Origin of the sequence: Eubacterium sp. BIOML-A2 (assembly GCF_009680135.1) — a bacterium.
Classification (GTDB): domain Bacteria; phylum Bacillota; class Clostridia; order Lachnospirales; family Lachnospiraceae; genus Faecalicatena; species Faecalicatena contortus_B.
In genome coordinates, this window is record NZ_WKZK01000021.1 from 20,424 (window position 1) to 35,085 (window position 14,662).

Annotated in this window: 18 protein-coding genes; 15 read left to right on the forward strand and 3 right to left on the reverse strand. The window is 44.7% G+C overall.

The window, feature by feature from the left end; translation table 11 throughout:
* Nucleotides 1–22: 22 nt before the first annotated feature.
* From GKG43_RS09495 to GKG43_RS09535, 9 genes are all read left to right on the forward strand, one after another.
* Nucleotides 23–685 carry a type II secretion system F family protein gene (locus tag GKG43_RS09495; RefSeq protein WP_154253282.1) on the forward strand — a complete coding sequence of 221 codons (663 nt, stop codon included), beginning with the start codon at nucleotides 23–25 and terminating at the stop codon, nucleotides 683–685.
* Nucleotides 686–688: 3 nt separating this feature from the next.
* Nucleotides 689–1,921, forward strand: coding sequence for an immunoglobulin-like domain-containing protein (locus tag GKG43_RS09500; RefSeq protein ID WP_055154418.1), 1,233 nt, complete (start codon nucleotides 689–691; stop codon nucleotides 1,919–1,921).
* Nucleotides 1,922–1,934: 13 nt separating this feature from the next.
* Entirely contained in the window at nucleotides 1,935–2,135 is a 201-nt protein-coding gene (locus tag GKG43_RS09505; protein WP_055154417.1) for a Flp1 family type IVb pilin, read from the forward strand.
* Nucleotides 2,135–3,505 (forward strand): DUF5702 domain-containing protein, encoded by a 1,371-nt coding sequence (locus tag GKG43_RS09510; protein ID WP_055154416.1) that lies wholly within the window; start codon nucleotides 2,135–2,137, stop codon nucleotides 3,503–3,505. The genes GKG43_RS09505 and GKG43_RS09510 overlap by 1 nt, the downstream gene beginning before the upstream one ends.
* Before the next feature lie 108 nt (nucleotides 3,506–3,613).
* Entirely contained in the window at nucleotides 3,614–4,411 is a 798-nt protein-coding gene (locus GKG43_RS09515; RefSeq protein ID WP_055154415.1) for a hypothetical protein, read from the forward strand.
* Nucleotides 4,399–4,827, forward strand: a complete 429-nt coding sequence (locus tag GKG43_RS09520) for a prepilin peptidase (protein ID WP_055154414.1) — start codon at nucleotides 4,399–4,401, stop codon at nucleotides 4,825–4,827. Before GKG43_RS09515 ends, GKG43_RS09520 begins: the two co-directional genes overlap by 13 nt.
* A gap of 8 nt (nucleotides 4,828–4,835) precedes the next feature.
* On the forward strand, nucleotides 4,836–5,264 hold the full coding sequence (locus GKG43_RS09525; protein WP_055154413.1) for a TadE family protein: 429 nt from the start codon (nucleotides 4,836–4,838) through the stop codon (nucleotides 5,262–5,264).
* A 6-nt stretch (nucleotides 5,265–5,270) separates the two neighbouring features.
* A complete protein-coding gene (locus GKG43_RS09530; protein ID WP_055154412.1) occupies nucleotides 5,271–6,053 on the forward strand; it encodes a DUF6382 domain-containing protein in 783 nt (260 codons plus the stop codon).
* Between the two features lie 167 nt (nucleotides 6,054–6,220).
* Nucleotides 6,221–6,832, forward strand: a complete 612-nt coding sequence (locus GKG43_RS09535; RefSeq protein WP_055154411.1) for a rhomboid family intramembrane serine protease — start codon at nucleotides 6,221–6,223, stop codon at nucleotides 6,830–6,832.
* Between the two features lie 15 nt (nucleotides 6,833–6,847).
* Here GKG43_RS09535 and GKG43_RS09540 read toward each other — a convergent pair whose 3' ends face one another.
* Nucleotides 6,848–7,579: a HAMP domain-containing sensor histidine kinase gene (locus tag GKG43_RS09540; protein ID WP_055154410.1), complete on the reverse strand. Its 732-nt coding sequence runs from the start codon at nucleotides 7,577–7,579 to the stop codon at nucleotides 6,848–6,850.
* A 178-nt stretch (nucleotides 7,580–7,757) separates the two neighbouring features.
* Here GKG43_RS09540 and GKG43_RS09545 point away from each other — a divergent pair, with 178 nt between their 5' ends.
* Nucleotides 7,758–8,165 carry an HIT family protein gene (locus GKG43_RS09545; protein ID WP_055154409.1) on the forward strand — a complete coding sequence of 136 codons (408 nt, stop codon included), beginning with the start codon at nucleotides 7,758–7,760 and terminating at the stop codon, nucleotides 8,163–8,165.
* Between the two features lie 15 nt (nucleotides 8,166–8,180).
* On the forward strand, nucleotides 8,181–8,726 hold the full coding sequence (locus GKG43_RS09550; RefSeq protein WP_055154408.1) for a sigma-70 family RNA polymerase sigma factor: 546 nt from the start codon (nucleotides 8,181–8,183) through the stop codon (nucleotides 8,724–8,726).
* Nucleotides 8,727–8,780: 54 nt separating this feature from the next.
* On the opposite strand, the gene GKG43_RS09555 is transcribed toward GKG43_RS09550, so the two are convergent.
* The gene (locus tag GKG43_RS09555) at nucleotides 8,781–9,848 is read right to left on the reverse strand and encodes an undecaprenyldiphospho-muramoylpentapeptide beta-N-acetylglucosaminyltransferase (RefSeq protein WP_055154407.1); all 1,068 of its coding nucleotides are present in this window, start codon (nucleotides 9,846–9,848) and stop codon (nucleotides 8,781–8,783) included.
* A gap of 151 nt (nucleotides 9,849–9,999) precedes the next feature.
* Here GKG43_RS09555 and GKG43_RS09560 point away from each other — a divergent pair, with 151 nt between their 5' ends.
* Both GKG43_RS09560 and GKG43_RS09565 read left to right on the forward strand, forming a co-directional pair.
* On the forward strand, nucleotides 10,000–11,019 hold the full coding sequence (locus GKG43_RS09560; protein ID WP_055154406.1) for a DUF4367 domain-containing protein: 1,020 nt from the start codon (nucleotides 10,000–10,002) through the stop codon (nucleotides 11,017–11,019).
* Between the two features lie 52 nt (nucleotides 11,020–11,071).
* The gene (locus GKG43_RS09565) at nucleotides 11,072–11,563 is read left to right on the forward strand and encodes a DUF6147 family protein (RefSeq protein WP_055154405.1); all 492 of its coding nucleotides are present in this window, start codon (nucleotides 11,072–11,074) and stop codon (nucleotides 11,561–11,563) included.
* Nucleotides 11,564–11,789: 226 nt separating this feature from the next.
* On the opposite strand, the gene GKG43_RS09570 is transcribed toward GKG43_RS09565, so the two are convergent.
* Nucleotides 11,790–12,032, reverse strand: a complete 243-nt coding sequence (locus tag GKG43_RS09570; RefSeq protein WP_025653757.1) for a TIGR03905 family TSCPD domain-containing protein — start codon at nucleotides 12,030–12,032, stop codon at nucleotides 11,790–11,792.
* 416 nt (nucleotides 12,033–12,448) lie between these two features.
* Here GKG43_RS09570 and GKG43_RS09575 point away from each other — a divergent pair, with 416 nt between their 5' ends.
* Together GKG43_RS09575 and GKG43_RS09580 are read left to right on the forward strand one after the other, a co-directional pair.
* On the forward strand, nucleotides 12,449–13,219 hold the full coding sequence (locus tag GKG43_RS09575; protein WP_055154404.1) for a hypothetical protein: 771 nt from the start codon (nucleotides 12,449–12,451) through the stop codon (nucleotides 13,217–13,219).
* A 64-nt stretch (nucleotides 13,220–13,283) separates the two neighbouring features.
* On the forward strand, nucleotides 13,284–14,633 hold the full coding sequence (locus tag GKG43_RS09580) for a glucose-6-phosphate isomerase (RefSeq protein ID WP_129879035.1): 1,350 nt from the start codon (nucleotides 13,284–13,286) through the stop codon (nucleotides 14,631–14,633).
* Nucleotides 14,634–14,662 lie beyond the last annotated feature (29 nt).

Below are 14,662 nucleotides of genomic sequence, written 5' to 3' on the forward strand. Positions count from 1 at the left end.
AAAGGGGATTTTACTCCTGTGCATGACCGCATATCTTTTCTACGATACGTGGATTGCGGCGCTGGCGCTTGTGCCCTCTTTATATGTCTATCTGCTGTACTGGAAGGCCAGGCAGTGCCGGAAAAAAGAGCAGGAGTTCAGAGAACAATTTCGGGTAAGTATTCAGACCATGGCTTCCGCTCTCAACGTGGGGTATTCCGTGGAGAATGCGGTGCGCGAGACTGCCCGGGATCTGAAGCCGTTGTTTCGGAAGGATAGCAGAATACGGAAAGAATTTGAGCGGATGATCCATCAGCTGGATATGAACCAGCCGGTTGAACAGGTCATGAATGATCTGGCGGCCAGGGTCAGCCAGGAGGATGTAGAGAACTTCGTAACGGTATTTGCTGCGGCAAAGCGGACCGGAGGGGACAGCATAGCGATACTCAAAAGCGCGGTCAGGGATATCAGTGATAAGATCGAAGCGGAAAAGGAGATACAGACGCTTCTGGCTTCTAAAAAGCTGGAATTTCAGGTGATGTGTATCATACCATTTGGGATTCTGTTTTATATGAGATTGGCTTTTCCGGATTTTATGAAAGTGCTTTACGGAAATCTGGCGGGAGCCGCCCTAATGACGGGATGTCTGCTGATATATGCGGCCGCTTACCGGATGGGGGAAAAGCTGGTGGATATAGAGGTGTAGATTATGAAGAAGCGAAATACAGTGTATGGAAGAATGGGACTTATCTTTTTGGCTGCAAGCGCAATATCACTTCTGATGCTGGCTGCTGACAGCCGCCGGAGGCCGGAGCAAAATGCAGAAGGAAAAAGCGTACTTGCCCGTGGTAGCCACGGTGAGGGAAGTAAAAAGGTGGAACTGGAGGCCCGGGTAGACGGAGATAAGGCGCCGTTGATTGTACAGGTCGTAGAGCAGCAGTATCAGAAAGAGGAACTTCCGGAGATATTCGAGAAGGCCGGAGAACGTCTGGAAAAGGCTGTGCTGGGGGAAAATAAGAACCTGGATGAAGTCAGGCATGATCTGACACTGGTGGATCAGGTGCCGGGTATGGGAATCAATGTGTCGTGGGAGTCCGGAAATTACGAAATCGTAAATCTGCTGGGGGAGCTGCAGCAGGAACATCTGCAGGAAGAAGGTACGTTGGTTGAGCTGCATGCAGTTCTTACATATGGCGGGGAGGAGGCTGTACATACCTTTTACGTAAACGTCTTTCCCCCCAGGCTAAACGAAAAAGAACAAAAGATGCAAAAAGTGCAGAAGGCACTGCGGGAGGCAGAGCTGGCCGCTCCGGAAGAAAAATATCTGATTCTGCCGGGCAGCGTGGATGGGAGTAAAATAACATGGAAATATCCGGGAGAGTCCCGGGCAGCCGGACTATTCGTTCTGGGAATCGTAGCGGCAGCGGCAGTCTTTTTTCTGGACAGGCAGAAACAGAAACAGATAGTAGAGGAGCGGAAGAAACAGTTGTCCACAGACTACCCACAGCTGATCAGCCAGTTCACCCTGTTCCTGGGAGCGGGCATGAGCGTTCGCAAAGCATGGTTCAAGATGGTGGAAGAGTATGAAAAAAGAAGGGACAGAAAAGGTCTCCGGATTGCCTATGAGGAAATGTCCTATACGATGCACGAGATTCAGGGCGGCGTCACAGAAGGTGAATGCTATGAAAGGTTTGGCAGCAGGTGCGGTCTGCCGGCGTATCGAAGGTTCGGCGCACTCCTGTCACAAAACCTGAGGAAAGGGGGCAGAGGGATGAATGAACTGCTCAAAAGGGAAGCCGCGGATGCTTTGGAAGACAGAAAAAAACAGGCCAGGAGGCTGGGGGAAGAAGCCGGAACAAAGATGCTGGGGCCGATGTTCCTGATGCTGGCGGTAGTACTGATTATCATTGTAGTTCCGGCATTTTTTACGATACAGATCTGAGAGGAGGAAACAGATGAAGAGAATTGTACGGAGATTAAAACAGAGATTGTACAGGGGAAAAGAAGTTTTATGTGACTCTACGGGGCTTTCTGTAGTAGAGCTGATTTTAATATTGGTTGTAATTATCGCGTTAGTTTTAATATTTAAAACACAGCTGATCAGCCTGGTGAACTCAATTTTTGAGAAAATAACAAGTGAAAGCTCAGGTATTTAATGGGGAAGCGGGGTGAGATAACGGCATTTTTGAGTCTTATTTTTGTTCTTCTTATCTCATTTATCACAGCGATTCTGGAGAGTACGTCTATCCAGGTGGCAAAAAATCTAAAACGTCTGGACGCCGACCGCGCTGTGTTCTCTGTATTCGGCGAATATAGCAGAGAACTTCTGGAAGAATATGAGATTCTGGCAATTGATGGAAGCTATGGTACGGATTCTTATGAAGAGAAATATCTTACAGACCGTATGCACTACTATGGCACAAGCGGTATGGAACATGATATCCAGGGGATTCAGTACCTGACTGACAGAAACGGAAGCGCATTCAAAGAGCAGGCGCTTGCCTACATGGAAGAGACATACGGAATAGCCGCCATACGTGAACTGGCTGGGCGGACTGGCATATGGGAGGTACAAAAGATGCAGGGAGAAGAAGCAGACAGGCAGGATTCGGAGATCAATACGGAACTGGAAGAGATCTTGGCAGACAGCGGCAATGCGCTGCCCGATGAGGAAAATCCCCTGCCGCATGTAGCCGAACTGAAAAAATCAGGAATCCTTCAGCTTGTACTGCCGCAGGATTACCAACTCTCAGACAGGCAGATTGCTCCGGGGGAACAGCCAAGTGGTAGGAATCTGCGGTTTGGCAGGGGCAGCTTCTATACAAGGCAGGGGATGGAAGGCGTAGAAGAGCGGCTGCTGTTTCATGAATATCTGATCAAAAAGTTTGGCAACGCGGTAAATCAAGTAAGTGAAAAACGCAGTCTGAGCTATGAACTGGAATACATACTTTCGGGTTGTGCCTCGGACCGAGAGAATCTGGAAGCAGTCGTGAAGAAGCTTCTTGGAATCCGGTTTGGGATGAATTATCTTTATCTGCAGACAGATACTGCAAAGCAGGCGGAGGCAGAAGCGCTGGCGCTTAGTCTTTCGACGCTTGCAGCGCTTCCGGCTGTATCAGGAATTGTGAAACAGGCGCTCCTTGCAGCCTGGGCATTTGGAGAAAGCCTGTTGGATCTGCGTTCTTTAATGACGGGGAAAAAAGCTGCTCTGGTGAAAGACAGCACAAACTGGCAGCTGTCGCTCTCGTCTCTTTTGACGCTGGGAACTGGGGAGGACCTGCAGGAGGGGGCGGATGCCGAGGGAGGGATCTCCTATACCGATTACCTCAGAATCCTTCTTTTTTTAAAAGCGGAGGACGTTTTGGTTATGAAGGCGCTGGACCGTGTTGAACAAAACATGAGAACGGAAAAGGGAGATTTGTCTTTCTGTGCAGACGCCTGTATCGTCCGGCTGAGAGTCCAGAATAAAGCAGTTATTCGTGAGGGGCTGACCTACCAGTTTCCGCTATATTTTGGATACAGATAAAATTTTGAACCCAATGCAGATGCCCTTTCTTCAAACCCTGCCGGCGCATCCCTTCCGGCAGGTAAATATATCCCAACCGAAAAAAATATAAAGAAAGGAAAAACTGCGATGACACAATCAAATGAAAACCCACCCAACTCGAACATAGAAAGGGCATCTGCATTGGGTTCAAAAGCAAGCGTTACTATAGAAGCGGCACTGGCGGTTCCCGTATTTTTATTCGCGGTATTGAGCCTGGTTTATTTGCTGGAAATACAATCTGTAAGAACATGTATCCGAAGCGCTGTACAGAGCGCAGCTAAGACAGCCGCGGAGGATACGGTTATGCTGCCTGTCGTGAATCTGGTCAAATTCCGGCAGGATATCGTAGAAGCCGCGGGAGCTGAGCGCCTGGACCGGAGCATTCTGGCAGGAGGCAGTTCCGGGCTGAACTTAAGCAGGACATATATGTCTGTACTTACGGGGGAGATTCATGTCTCTGTGGAATATGCCGTAAGGATTCCGCTTCCGCAGTTCACGAATATGAAAGCAAAATTCAGGGAAGAAATGAGAATAAAGGCCTGGACCGGTTATTCTAAAAGGGATGGAAATTCCGACGGAGAGGAGATTGTATATATCACGGATACGGCTTTGGTTTATCACGAGGACTATCAATGTACATATCTGCAGCTGTCTGTCCGGTTTGTGCCGTACTCAGGACTTTCCGGAATCCGCAACGAGGACGGCGGCAGGTATTACCGATGCGAAAAATGCGTACATGGAGATGCTTTTGCCGGAGTTTATATTACGAATACAGGAGGAAAGTATCACAATTCATTAAGCTGCAGTGGACTCAAAAGAACCATACATGCAGTAAAAAAGTCAGAAGTTGGCTTGAAAGGAGGATGCAGCAGATGCTCGAAGTAAGCAGAATAGGATGCGGCGTATACTTGTGCATCTTGTCAATTATAGATATTTGGACCAGAAGGATTCCTCTGTGGTTTCTTGCGGCGGGAGGGGCTGCGGCTGCCGCTGTCCGTATCTGCCAGACGGGGCCTCTTGATTTTTCTGCATTGGCAGGCGCTGTTACAGGTGCGGTATTTATAGTGGTGAGCAGGGTAACAAGGGAAGGTTTTGGATATGGGGACAGCCTGCTTATACTTATTCTGGGGGTATATCTAGGCTTCTGGAATCTGCTGGGTGTCTTGTCCGGTGCTTTCCTCTTTTCGGCGCTGTTTGCAGCCGCCCTTTTGTTATATAAAGGATTTGACAGAAAGGCGGGATATCCGTTTATCCCGTTTTTGCTGGTATCCTATTTTCTATGGATGTGTGGCGTACAATGAGACTTAAAATGGAAGACGTAATAAAGAAGAAAAGAGAGCTGAATGGAAGTGTGACAGTGGAAATGGCATATATTCTTCCGATTGTAATTTTTATGATTATTTTTACAATATATATCGTATTCTACTGGCATGACAAAAACATATTGCTGGGGGCGGCAGCGGAAACGGCGGTGCTGGCGGCCCAGTCGGACAGGCAGCAGGGAGGCAAAGAACCAGATCTGCAGAGTTTTTACCAGGAGCGCACTGCGGGAAAGCTGATCTGGCTGAGGCTGACAGACGTTGAAGTTGAGCTGGATAGAACCCGGGCCAGAGTTACGGCCCGTGCAGGCAGGGGCAGGATGCGTGTACAGGCAGTACAGATCACCAGGATACCGGAACCGGAGAAAAAGATAAGAAAGAAAAGACACTTAGAGTCTTTGGCAGACCAGGAGGAATAGACAATTATGAAGACAGGTTATGAAAAAGAACTGAATAGGGTAAGCCTGCACATAGATATCCCACGTTTGTATGAGGAGGATTATCAGATACATATGCTTCGGGAAAATAAAATACCCGGCCTGCTCGAAATAGCAGGGTGCGGAATGGATGGGAAGAGCAGATACAGTTACACGGTGACGGGTTTATTGTCGATGAAATCGTTATTTGAGGCATCTGCAATTAAAAAGGAAGATATGCTGGGATTTGTGAACCGGCTGATGGAAGTGGTTAAGGCACTCCGGCGCTTTATGCTGAGCCCGGACGGCCTCTTACTCTACCCTGAATTTATGTTTTATGGTGAAGATACATGGTATTTCTGTTATCTGCCGGGCCGAAAAAAATCCCTCTGTGAGGCTTTCCATGTAATAACCGAATATTTTGTCCGGAAGCTTGATTATGAGGATACGGAAGGCATTATGCTGGCTTATGAGCTTCATAAAGCAACGCTGCAGGAGAATTATGATCTTGAGAAAATTATGGATGAATACAGGATTCACGAAGAAAAAAGACGCGGACCAGAACCTGAAAATGCGGATACCCCGGAGGACGGGGAGCAGCTGTCCCCGGAAAACCTGTTTTCTCTTGAGGAAGAAGAATATGAACCGGTTGCCGATGTGGAGACAATCCGGGAGATAGGAGGGCATTGGAGCCCATGGAAGAAAACTGCAGACCGTTTAAAAAAGACAAAATGGGGCAGCTGGAAGGACCTGATTCTGGAAACAGACGGGAAGGAAGAAGAGGATATGTGAGGTTATAAAATCTAAAACAATAAGTAAAGGATACATGGTAATATACAAAAGCATCTCATTCGGAGTAAAAAATTGACAATTTTGTATCAGGTGCTTGATTCTTTCATAGACAGAAGCGCAGAGAGCTATTATAATATAGAAGAGCAGTTAAGAAAAGGAGAACCATCTTGGAGAGAAATCAAAAAGCAGTGTGCACCACCGCATTGATTGTAATTAATATTGGAGTATTTCTGGTGCTTTCTGTTATGGGAGCTACGGAAGATACGCTGTTTATGCTGGAGCATGGGGCTATGTACGGGCCTTATGTTGTGGAAGGGCATCAGTATTACCGGATCTTTACCTGTTTGTTCCTGCATTTTGGTATCGAACATCTGCTGAACAATATGGTACTGCTGGGAGCGCTCGGCTGGAACCTGGAGCTGGAGACCGGCCGGATCAAGTTTCTGATTATTTATTTTATATCAGGGCTTGGGGGGAATCTGCTTTCATTGTGGATGAATATGAGTACAGATAAGATGGTGGTATCGGCAGGGGCCTCAGGAGCCATATTCGGTCTCATGGGAGCGCTGCTGTGCGTAGTCTTGAAAAATCATGGAAGAGTGGGAAGGCTGACAAACCGTGGACTTTTGGTTATGGTAGTCCTGAGCCTGTATTTTGGCTTTACAAGCTCAGGAGTAGATAATGCGGCCCATGTTGGCGGTCTTGTCTGCGGGTTTGTGATGGCGGCGGTTCTGTACCGCAGGCAGCGTGGCGCGGCTGGTACAGTATTCTATGATTAATTCAGCAATACTGTACTATATGGGAAGAATGATTGTAAACGTGGAACCTTCGTCCACTTTGGAGTCTACCGATATGGAACCACCATGGGATTCGATGATTCGTTTGGACAGTGACAGCCCAAGGCCTGTCCCACCCTCTTTGTAGGTTTTAAACGGTTCAAAGATGTAGTCTATGATTTCTTCCGCAATACCGCATCCGGTATCCTTGCATTGAATTGTCAGAGCGTCATTATGACGGCTGGCCGAAAAATGAATACGGCCTTCACCTGTTATGGATTCTTTTGCATTTCGAAGAAGGTTTAAGAAAACCTCTTCCAGCTTGACCTTGTCACCAGTGTAATCGCCCAGACCGGTAGGAATAGAGGATGTGAATTCGATATCGGAATCTTCGCTGTCGATAGAAATCGCAAATGAGACGGCAATGTTCTTTAGGAGACGTTCGATAGAAAAGACAGAATAGTGCAGAGTATCGCCATTATTAAAAGTAGAAAGCTCGTTTAACAACTGACACATAAATTCTACATCATCGATCGTCTGACGCCAGTGTGGAAAATCACGTACTTCAGGATGCTGGATTTCCATAACCTGCAAGGACGAGGAAACAAGTGTCAGAGGATTTCGTATTTCATGAGCAATTGCGGACACCGTTTCATGATGATTTTCTAACAGCTGACTAATGATCTGTTTTGCATCATGGTTTTCCTCCATGAGAGTGTTCATTTTATTGATGTCAACATTATGTAACATATTTTATGCCCTCCTTATAGTACGTTATATTTGTAGTCTAGCACGATGGTGGGCAGTGTTCAACAAAATCAGATTGACAAGTTTCGACAGAATAATGCTGATAAAAGAGCTTCTCATTTAGCTGAAAATGGGATATACTAAAGTTAAAACATTCTAAAAGAAGAAATGAGGAAAAGCTATGAAAGACGAAAATTGCATTTTTTGTAAGCTGGCATCGGGTGAGATACCATCAGCAACGCTGTATGAAGACAATGACTTTCGTGTGATTTTAGACCTGAATCCTGCGTCCAGGGGACATGCTCTGATTATACCGAAGGAGCATTATAGCAATTTGTATGACCTGGATGATGAGCTTGCAGCTAAGGTATTGGTTCTGGCTAAAAAGATGGTACTTAAGCTCAAAGACGTGCTGGGGTGTGACGGCTATAACATTGTTCAGAACAATGAGGAGCCCGCAGGCCAGACAGTATTTCATTTTCATATGCATATGATTCCTAGATATGAGGGCGATAAAGTAGGATTGGGCTGGAAGATGGGCGAACTTTCAGATGAGGACAAAGAAGAAATATTAAGTAAAGTGATTTAATAACCGGGGATAAAAATGTTGACTGATAATCGTGAGTTTGATGAGATCTATGAAGATTATAAGAATCTCGTTTTAAAAGCAGCATATACATATTCGGGCAATTATGATGTGGCGGAAGATATTACTCAGAATACGTTTCTCCAATTGTATATTTATTACAACGACATGAATCACAGCAATATTAAATCGTGGTTGTATACGACTGCTAAGAATTACGCGTTGAATTATAACAAGAAGGCCAGTCGGGAGATACTTGGAGAAGATTTTACAGAGGAAGACTTTGTTCGGGAAACTGTAGAGAGTGCTGAAGAAACGTTTATGGAAGAGTTGAAAGATTTAGATCGTTCCGAACTTCACGAGCGTATCTTTGAGGCACTGCTTGAGAAAAATCCCAGATGGTACGAGGCGATTACGCTGGTATATTATCTGGAAATACCACAGGCAAAAGTTGCTGAACAAATGGGAGTCCGTGTTGAAGTGCTGCATAGTGTATTGCACAGAGCCAAAAGCTGGATAAAGAAAGAGTTTGGTGTAGAATATGACGAATTGAACCGAGTATAAGAAAACAGGTGTCTTTACGCCACCTGTTTTCCTGGTTGTGTTGCAATCCGACAATTACTTTAAACTTATCTCTTCTACAAGTCCTATAATTGTATCAATGGAATCCTGCTGTCTGGAATCCCGCATAGCGTCCATATAAGAATTGCGGTTATCGTAAAGCCTCCGGACAGCTTCGAGGAGAGACTCTTTTGTAAGCTCCTCTTCTTCAAGGATCATACTAAAGCCCTGCCTTTCAAATGAGCGGGCATTTAGAATCTGGTCGCCGCGGCTGGCATTGGCCGAAAGTGGGATCAAAAGATTCGGCTTTCTAAGTGCTAACAGCTCGCAGATTGCATTTGCACCGGCCCTTGAAATAACGATATCTGCCAGGGCGAATATATCCCGAAGCTCATTTTTGATATATTCAAACTGTGCGTAGCCTCTCAGGCCATTAAGGGAATTATCAACTTTGCCTTTGCCGCAGAGGTGAACGATCTGGAAATACTCCAGAAGCTCAGGGAGAGCAAGGCGTACTGCATTGTTGACGGCCACTGAGCCAAGGCTTCCTCCGATTACAAGGATGACGGGCTTATCCGCCGCGAAGCCGCATAGATCCAGTGCAGCAATTTTGTTGCCAGACAGCAGCTCCTGCCGGATCGGGGAACCGGTAAGGATAGACTTTTCCAGCGGAAGAGACTCAAGGGTCTCCGGGAAATTACAGCAGATTTTGGTTGCCGATGGGATGGCTAGCTTGTTGGCAAGTCCCGGTGTCATATCAGACTCGTGGATAATGGTCGGTACCTTGCACCGCTTGCCGGCCAGTACAACGGGAACAGAAACGAATCCCCCTTTGGAAAAGATAACATCAGGTTTCAATTCCTTTATAATGGAATGAGCCTCCCCAAACCCTTTTATTACTCGAAAAGGATCTGTAAAGTTCTGAACGCTGAAATAGCGCCGCAGCTTTCCGGAAGAAATACCATGATAAGGGATACCAAAAGGCTCAATGAGTTCCTTCTCAATCCCTTTGTAAGATCCTATGTATTGGATATCGTAACCCAGTTCCCTCAGCCGGGGAATCAGTGCAATATTGGGGGTGACATGCCCGGCAGTTCCTCCACCGGTGAGTATGATTCTTTTCATAATGAAAACCTCCAGATTTGAAATGTTCATATTATGCTTAAAAATTTAAAAGTTATACTTGCATATAACCGATAAAACACATATAATTTCATATTAAACTTATTTAGTAAAAAGTCAAGAAAAAGTAGTAGCCAAAATAAGGGGAATAAGCATGAAACAAAACAAAAAATTATCACTGCAAGAAGAAGTGGAGAATGCAGCTGAGAGGGTGGAAAGGAAAATAGCGGAAAATCCTGATCTTAAAGATATCCAGGTATCTGGCAGGATGGAAGCTGCACTTCTAGCTGAAATTCAGGCATACGAGAAGAGACGTGGACAAGAGCACAGCACTGGAGAAAATACAGCAGAGTTTGGGGAGGAACTTGCTCCAAATTTTACCGAACGTACAAAAGATAATCCGGAAAGTTTTCTTTCAGAAGAAGACAGAGAAGCATTACGCCTTGGCAGAGAACTCCTGAAAAAGAAAGAGGACGAACCAAAGCTGTTTGAAGTCAATACAGAATACCACAAACATCTTAACAGTGATGAGAAAAAGGGGAAGAAAAAAGAAGGGAGGAAGACCAGTGTATTACGTATGCCGCGTGGAAGGAGGTTTATAATTGCATTTGCGGCGGTACTTGTTTTGGTGGTTGGAACGAGTGTGACTAGCGTGGGGAGTAAGTCATATTTGAAAATACTATGGGAGAAGATTCATGGTGGACAGGCAATGCAAATTATGAATGTTGAAGACATGGATACACAGGATTCTGAAGATGGAATGGAAGTAACCGCCTACAGGGAAATTAGAGAAAAAATAAACATATTAGCAGTAAGAATAGGAACAAAACCTAAAGGAATGTACTTGAGTGAGTATAAGATAGATGAAGAGCAAAGAATGGCACAATTATTTTATAAGTATGGGGATGAGGTAATAAGATATACTATTTATTTAAATAATTCGGATTCATCATTAGGTCAAAAAGAAGAGGATATAAAAACCGGAGAATTCAAAGTGCATTCGTTAGATCAGGATATTGCGGTAGAAGAATATTATGTAAAAGGTTATGCAGATTCTAGATACATTGCGAATTTTACTTATAAGGGCATACATTACCAGCTAAAAGGAATTTTGAAGAGAGAAGAACTAGAAAGTATTATAAAAAATCTCATATATTTTGAAAAAGAGACGTAAGTTATTAGGCACTAAGATGTTTACTTAATAGATAACATGATAGGAGGAAGTAATGAAAAGAAGACTAAGTTCATTTATTATAGTATGTTTTGCATTTTTAATGCTTGTACTACCTGTTAAAGCGGCTGAAAATCAGTACATTCAAGTAGATGGGTCATACCTAACAGACGCAACGACTTCAAAGGGGACAACTAATTCTGGGATCATTACACGTGGCACTCATCTAATGGATGGAGAGTGTTCCATTACAAAATCAGGAGTTGGACGTATTTATGTATATGCATCAACCACAGCAAATCATGATGTTGATTATATATCAACAGTTATTTATGTTGATCAGTATAATGCAGAAACCGGTATTTGGGAACAAATTGATTGTTGGCAGGTTCAAGATGTAAATACATATTATGTAAGTACGAACAAGATGATGATGGTAGATAGAGGTTACTATTACCGTGTTCATGCTGACCATGTAGCGGGAATGGATGCGGATTATCCATACGAAGAGGCCACATCGCTTACCGATGGAATCTTCATAAACTAATTTTACGCCCAGCACCTCACCCCCTCTCTTTGAGCAATTGAAGCAGCTGTCAAGTGTACCGCATACAGGAGAAACTATTAACCATTAATTGATTATAGAAAAGACCTGTACCGAGAAAACACCACAAATTTTTTTATGCGCGCCGCATGACAGCTGCTTCAATTGTTCAAGGAGGGGGATCTTTTATTATATGGTTCATGTACTAAACATAGAAAAAGCAATCGGATTATCTTCCGGTTGCTTTTTTTAATGCTAGTGCGAGTTGATCGGGACAGGATGTACTTTTGAAACCACAGCGGATACCTTCTATTCTGGAGATAGCCTCATCCACATCCATGCCTTCTATCAGGCGGGCTATGCCCTGCAGATTGCCGGCGCACCCTCCAACAAAGGCTACATTTCTTACCTTATTGTCTTCGATATCGAAGTTGATCATTTGCGAACAGACTCCGCTTGTCTTATACTGCATGTTTTTATCCTCCTGCAAATAATGATTTTAATCTGGCATTGGGGTGTTATGGCGGCACTATAACCCGTATTTTACCAGCATTTATCAGATATGTTGATTATAGCAAAATGAAGGGGAAATTACCAGTACATTTTCGTGTGCCAATTTTCGAGTTTTTCCCCGATTAAATGACAGGAGTTTTCTTAAGGCAGAGAATGCACTGTGAAGATAAATGATGTGTTAAATTGAAGGATTGAGGCCGTTCTTAAATTCTATGTTTCTTAACCCTGAGATATTCCTGTTTTTCCTTAAAAACACTCTGAAATGGCGAATTATGTAGAACGGTTTTTGCGGCAAGTACGGAAAAGTTGGGCTATAATAGGCTCACACCAAAAAATGGTAGTTGTGGCACAACCATAAAAACAGGAGGTCTTATTATGTTTAAAAATGTAGCAGCCGACACGAACGTAATCTTCTATCTGATGATTGCGGTGGGTGTCATTGGGGTACTGGCCAAGCTCGTGAACCAGGTTACCCTCCGCCGTCTGGTAAAGGCGTCAGGCAATATGTCAAAGAGCACACACAAACTGATGAAGCTCGTGCGGGCAAAATATGAGCACGCGTGTATGATACACGATAAGGTAGACAATGTGGGAGCATTTGTGGAGAAGTACATATATGAATACCGGGGATTTCTTTTTAAAGTACATACGTGGAGACAATTGGAAATACAGAGTATTTGGTTTTCCGGAATCCTGGCGGCGCTGGGAGCGGCAGGGCACTACCTGGCACATGGGCTGTGTGAGGAGATGTACCAGTATATTGCAGTAGGGGCGGCGGAAATGGTTGCGTTGTTTGTAATCAGCCAGCTGTCCGATGAATCTTATAAAGTAAAAGCAGCAAAGAATTATATGGTTGATTACCTTGAAAATGTCTGCGCTCACCGTTATAAGAAGGTGAAACAGACCGAGAAGGAGAATATAGATGTTATCAGCCCCGAAACTGCGGGGGCATCCAGGGCGGCGGCACAGCGGGAGGAACCTGCACTGTCGATCAATATTGAAGGAGAACCGCGCAGGGTAGAAAAAGGGGAAGCGGCGAGACAGGTGATCCGCCGGACAGTAAAAGAAAAAATGGAGGAAGATGATGAGCAGCCTGCACTAAAAGAAGAGGCAATTCGCCAAATTTTAGAGGAGTTTTTAGCTTGATTAAGGTGGGCATATTTGGTAGAATTAGCTTGTAAAAGACGATATTAGAGAGGAAGGGTAAACAATGGCTAACAAAGTTACATTTGATTATTCAAAAGCAAGTAGTTTTATTCAGGAACATGAAATGGAATATATGAGCGAACTGGCAGCCCAGGCAAAGGACAAGCTTGTTGCAAAGACAGGCGCGGGAAATGATTTCCTTGGATGGATTGACCTTCCGGTTGATTATGATAAAGAAGAATTTGCACGGATCAAGAAAGCGGCAGAGCAGATCCGCAGTGATTCTGAGGTGTTGTTGGTAATCGGAATCGGCGGCTCTTATTTGGGAGCAAGAGCTGCAATTGACTTCCTTGGACATTCATTTGCCAATGTGGTATCCAAAGAACTCAGAAAGTCTCCGGAGATCTACTATGTAGGTAACAGTATCAGCAGTACTTATCTTAAGGATCTGATTGACGTAGTCGGCGACAGGGATTTTTCCATCAACATGATTTCAAAATCAGGAACTACTACAGAGGCAGCCATTGCCTTCCGTGTATTTAAAGAGATTTTGGAAAATAAATATGGAAAAGAGGGCGCAGCAAAGAGAATATATGCTACGACCGACAAAGCCAGAGGAGCTTTGAAGAACCTTGCTACAGAAGAGGGATATGAGAGCTTTGTAGTGCCGGACGATGTCGGGGGACGTTTCTCCGTACTGACGGCCGTAGGCCTTCTGCCGATCGCAGTGAGCGGCGCAGACATCGATAAACTGATGGAAGGCGCACAGGCAGGAAGAAAAGAAGCTTTGGAAAATGATTTTAAAGATAATGGGGCCCTGCAGTATGCGGCAGTACGCAATATCCTGCTGAGAAAGGGCAAAGCAATAGAGGTTCTGGCTAATTATGAGCCAAGCCTGCATTATGTATCCGAATGGTGGAAACAGTTATATGGAGAGAGCGAAGGTAAAGACCAGCGGGGCATCTTCCCGGCATCAGTAGATTTGACGACCGATCTGCACTCCATGGGACAGTTTATCCAGGATGGAAACAGAATATTATTTGAGACAGTTCTGAATGTGGAGACGTCCAGAGAAGAGCTGATTATCAACGAAGAACCGGTTGACCTGGACGGACTGAATTATCTGGCAGGCAAGACCGTAGACTTTATCAATAAAAGTGCTATGAACGGAACGATTCTTGCACACACGGACGGCAACGTGCCGAACCTGATGGTGACAGTTCCACAGCAGAACGAGTTCTATCTCGGACAGCTGTTCTATTTCTTTGAGTTTGCATGCGGCGTTAGTGGATATTTACTCGGCGTGAATCCATTTAACCAGCCAGGCGTGGAAAGCTATAAAAAGAATATGTTCGCACTTCTGGGCAAACCGGGTTATGAAGAAGAAAGAGAAGAATTATTAAAGAGATTATAAAATAGTATCGCTGCGGGAGCTTCTGAGGC

What these genes read in the sequence shown, in the direction of transcription:
- GKG43_RS09540 (WP_055154410.1), bottom strand. Translation starts at nt 7,579, where the DNA reads ATGTTACATAATGTTGACATCAATAAAATGAACACTCTCATGGAGGAA.
- GKG43_RS09580 (WP_129879035.1), top strand. Translation starts at nt 13,284, where the DNA reads ATGGCTAACAAAGTTACATTTGATTATTCAAAAGCAAGTAGTTTTATT.
- GKG43_RS09570 (WP_025653757.1), bottom strand. Translation starts at nt 12,032, where the DNA reads ATGCAGTATAAGACAAGCGGAGTCTGTTCGCAAATGATCAACTTCGAT.
- GKG43_RS09565 (WP_055154405.1), top strand. Translation starts at nt 11,072, where the DNA reads ATGAAAAGAAGACTAAGTTCATTTATTATAGTATGTTTTGCATTTTTA.
- GKG43_RS09560 (WP_055154406.1), top strand. Translation starts at nt 10,000, where the DNA reads ATGAAACAAAACAAAAAATTATCACTGCAAGAAGAAGTGGAGAATGCA.
- GKG43_RS09510 (WP_055154416.1), top strand. Translation starts at nt 2,135, where the DNA reads ATGGGGAAGCGGGGTGAGATAACGGCATTTTTGAGTCTTATTTTTGTT.
- GKG43_RS09520 (WP_055154414.1), top strand. Translation starts at nt 4,399, where the DNA reads ATGCTCGAAGTAAGCAGAATAGGATGCGGCGTATACTTGTGCATCTTG.
- GKG43_RS09505 (WP_055154417.1), top strand. Translation starts at nt 1,935, where the DNA reads ATGAAGAGAATTGTACGGAGATTAAAACAGAGATTGTACAGGGGAAAA.
- GKG43_RS09515 (WP_055154415.1), top strand. Translation starts at nt 3,614, where the DNA reads ATGACACAATCAAATGAAAACCCACCCAACTCGAACATAGAAAGGGCA.
- GKG43_RS09555 (WP_055154407.1), bottom strand. Translation starts at nt 9,848, where the DNA reads ATGAAAAGAATCATACTCACCGGTGGAGGAACTGCCGGGCATGTCACC.
- GKG43_RS09545 (WP_055154409.1), top strand. Translation starts at nt 7,758, where the DNA reads ATGAAAGACGAAAATTGCATTTTTTGTAAGCTGGCATCGGGTGAGATA.
- GKG43_RS09575 (WP_055154404.1), top strand. Translation starts at nt 12,449, where the DNA reads ATGTTTAAAAATGTAGCAGCCGACACGAACGTAATCTTCTATCTGATG.
- GKG43_RS09550 (WP_055154408.1), top strand. Translation starts at nt 8,181, where the DNA reads ATGTTGACTGATAATCGTGAGTTTGATGAGATCTATGAAGATTATAAG.
- GKG43_RS09525 (WP_055154413.1), top strand. Translation starts at nt 4,836, where the DNA reads ATGGAAGACGTAATAAAGAAGAAAAGAGAGCTGAATGGAAGTGTGACA.
- GKG43_RS09530 (WP_055154412.1), top strand. Translation starts at nt 5,271, where the DNA reads ATGAAGACAGGTTATGAAAAAGAACTGAATAGGGTAAGCCTGCACATA.
- GKG43_RS09495 (WP_154253282.1), top strand. Translation starts at nt 23, where the DNA reads ATGACCGCATATCTTTTCTACGATACGTGGATTGCGGCGCTGGCGCTT.
- GKG43_RS09500 (WP_055154418.1), top strand. Translation starts at nt 689, where the DNA reads ATGAAGAAGCGAAATACAGTGTATGGAAGAATGGGACTTATCTTTTTG.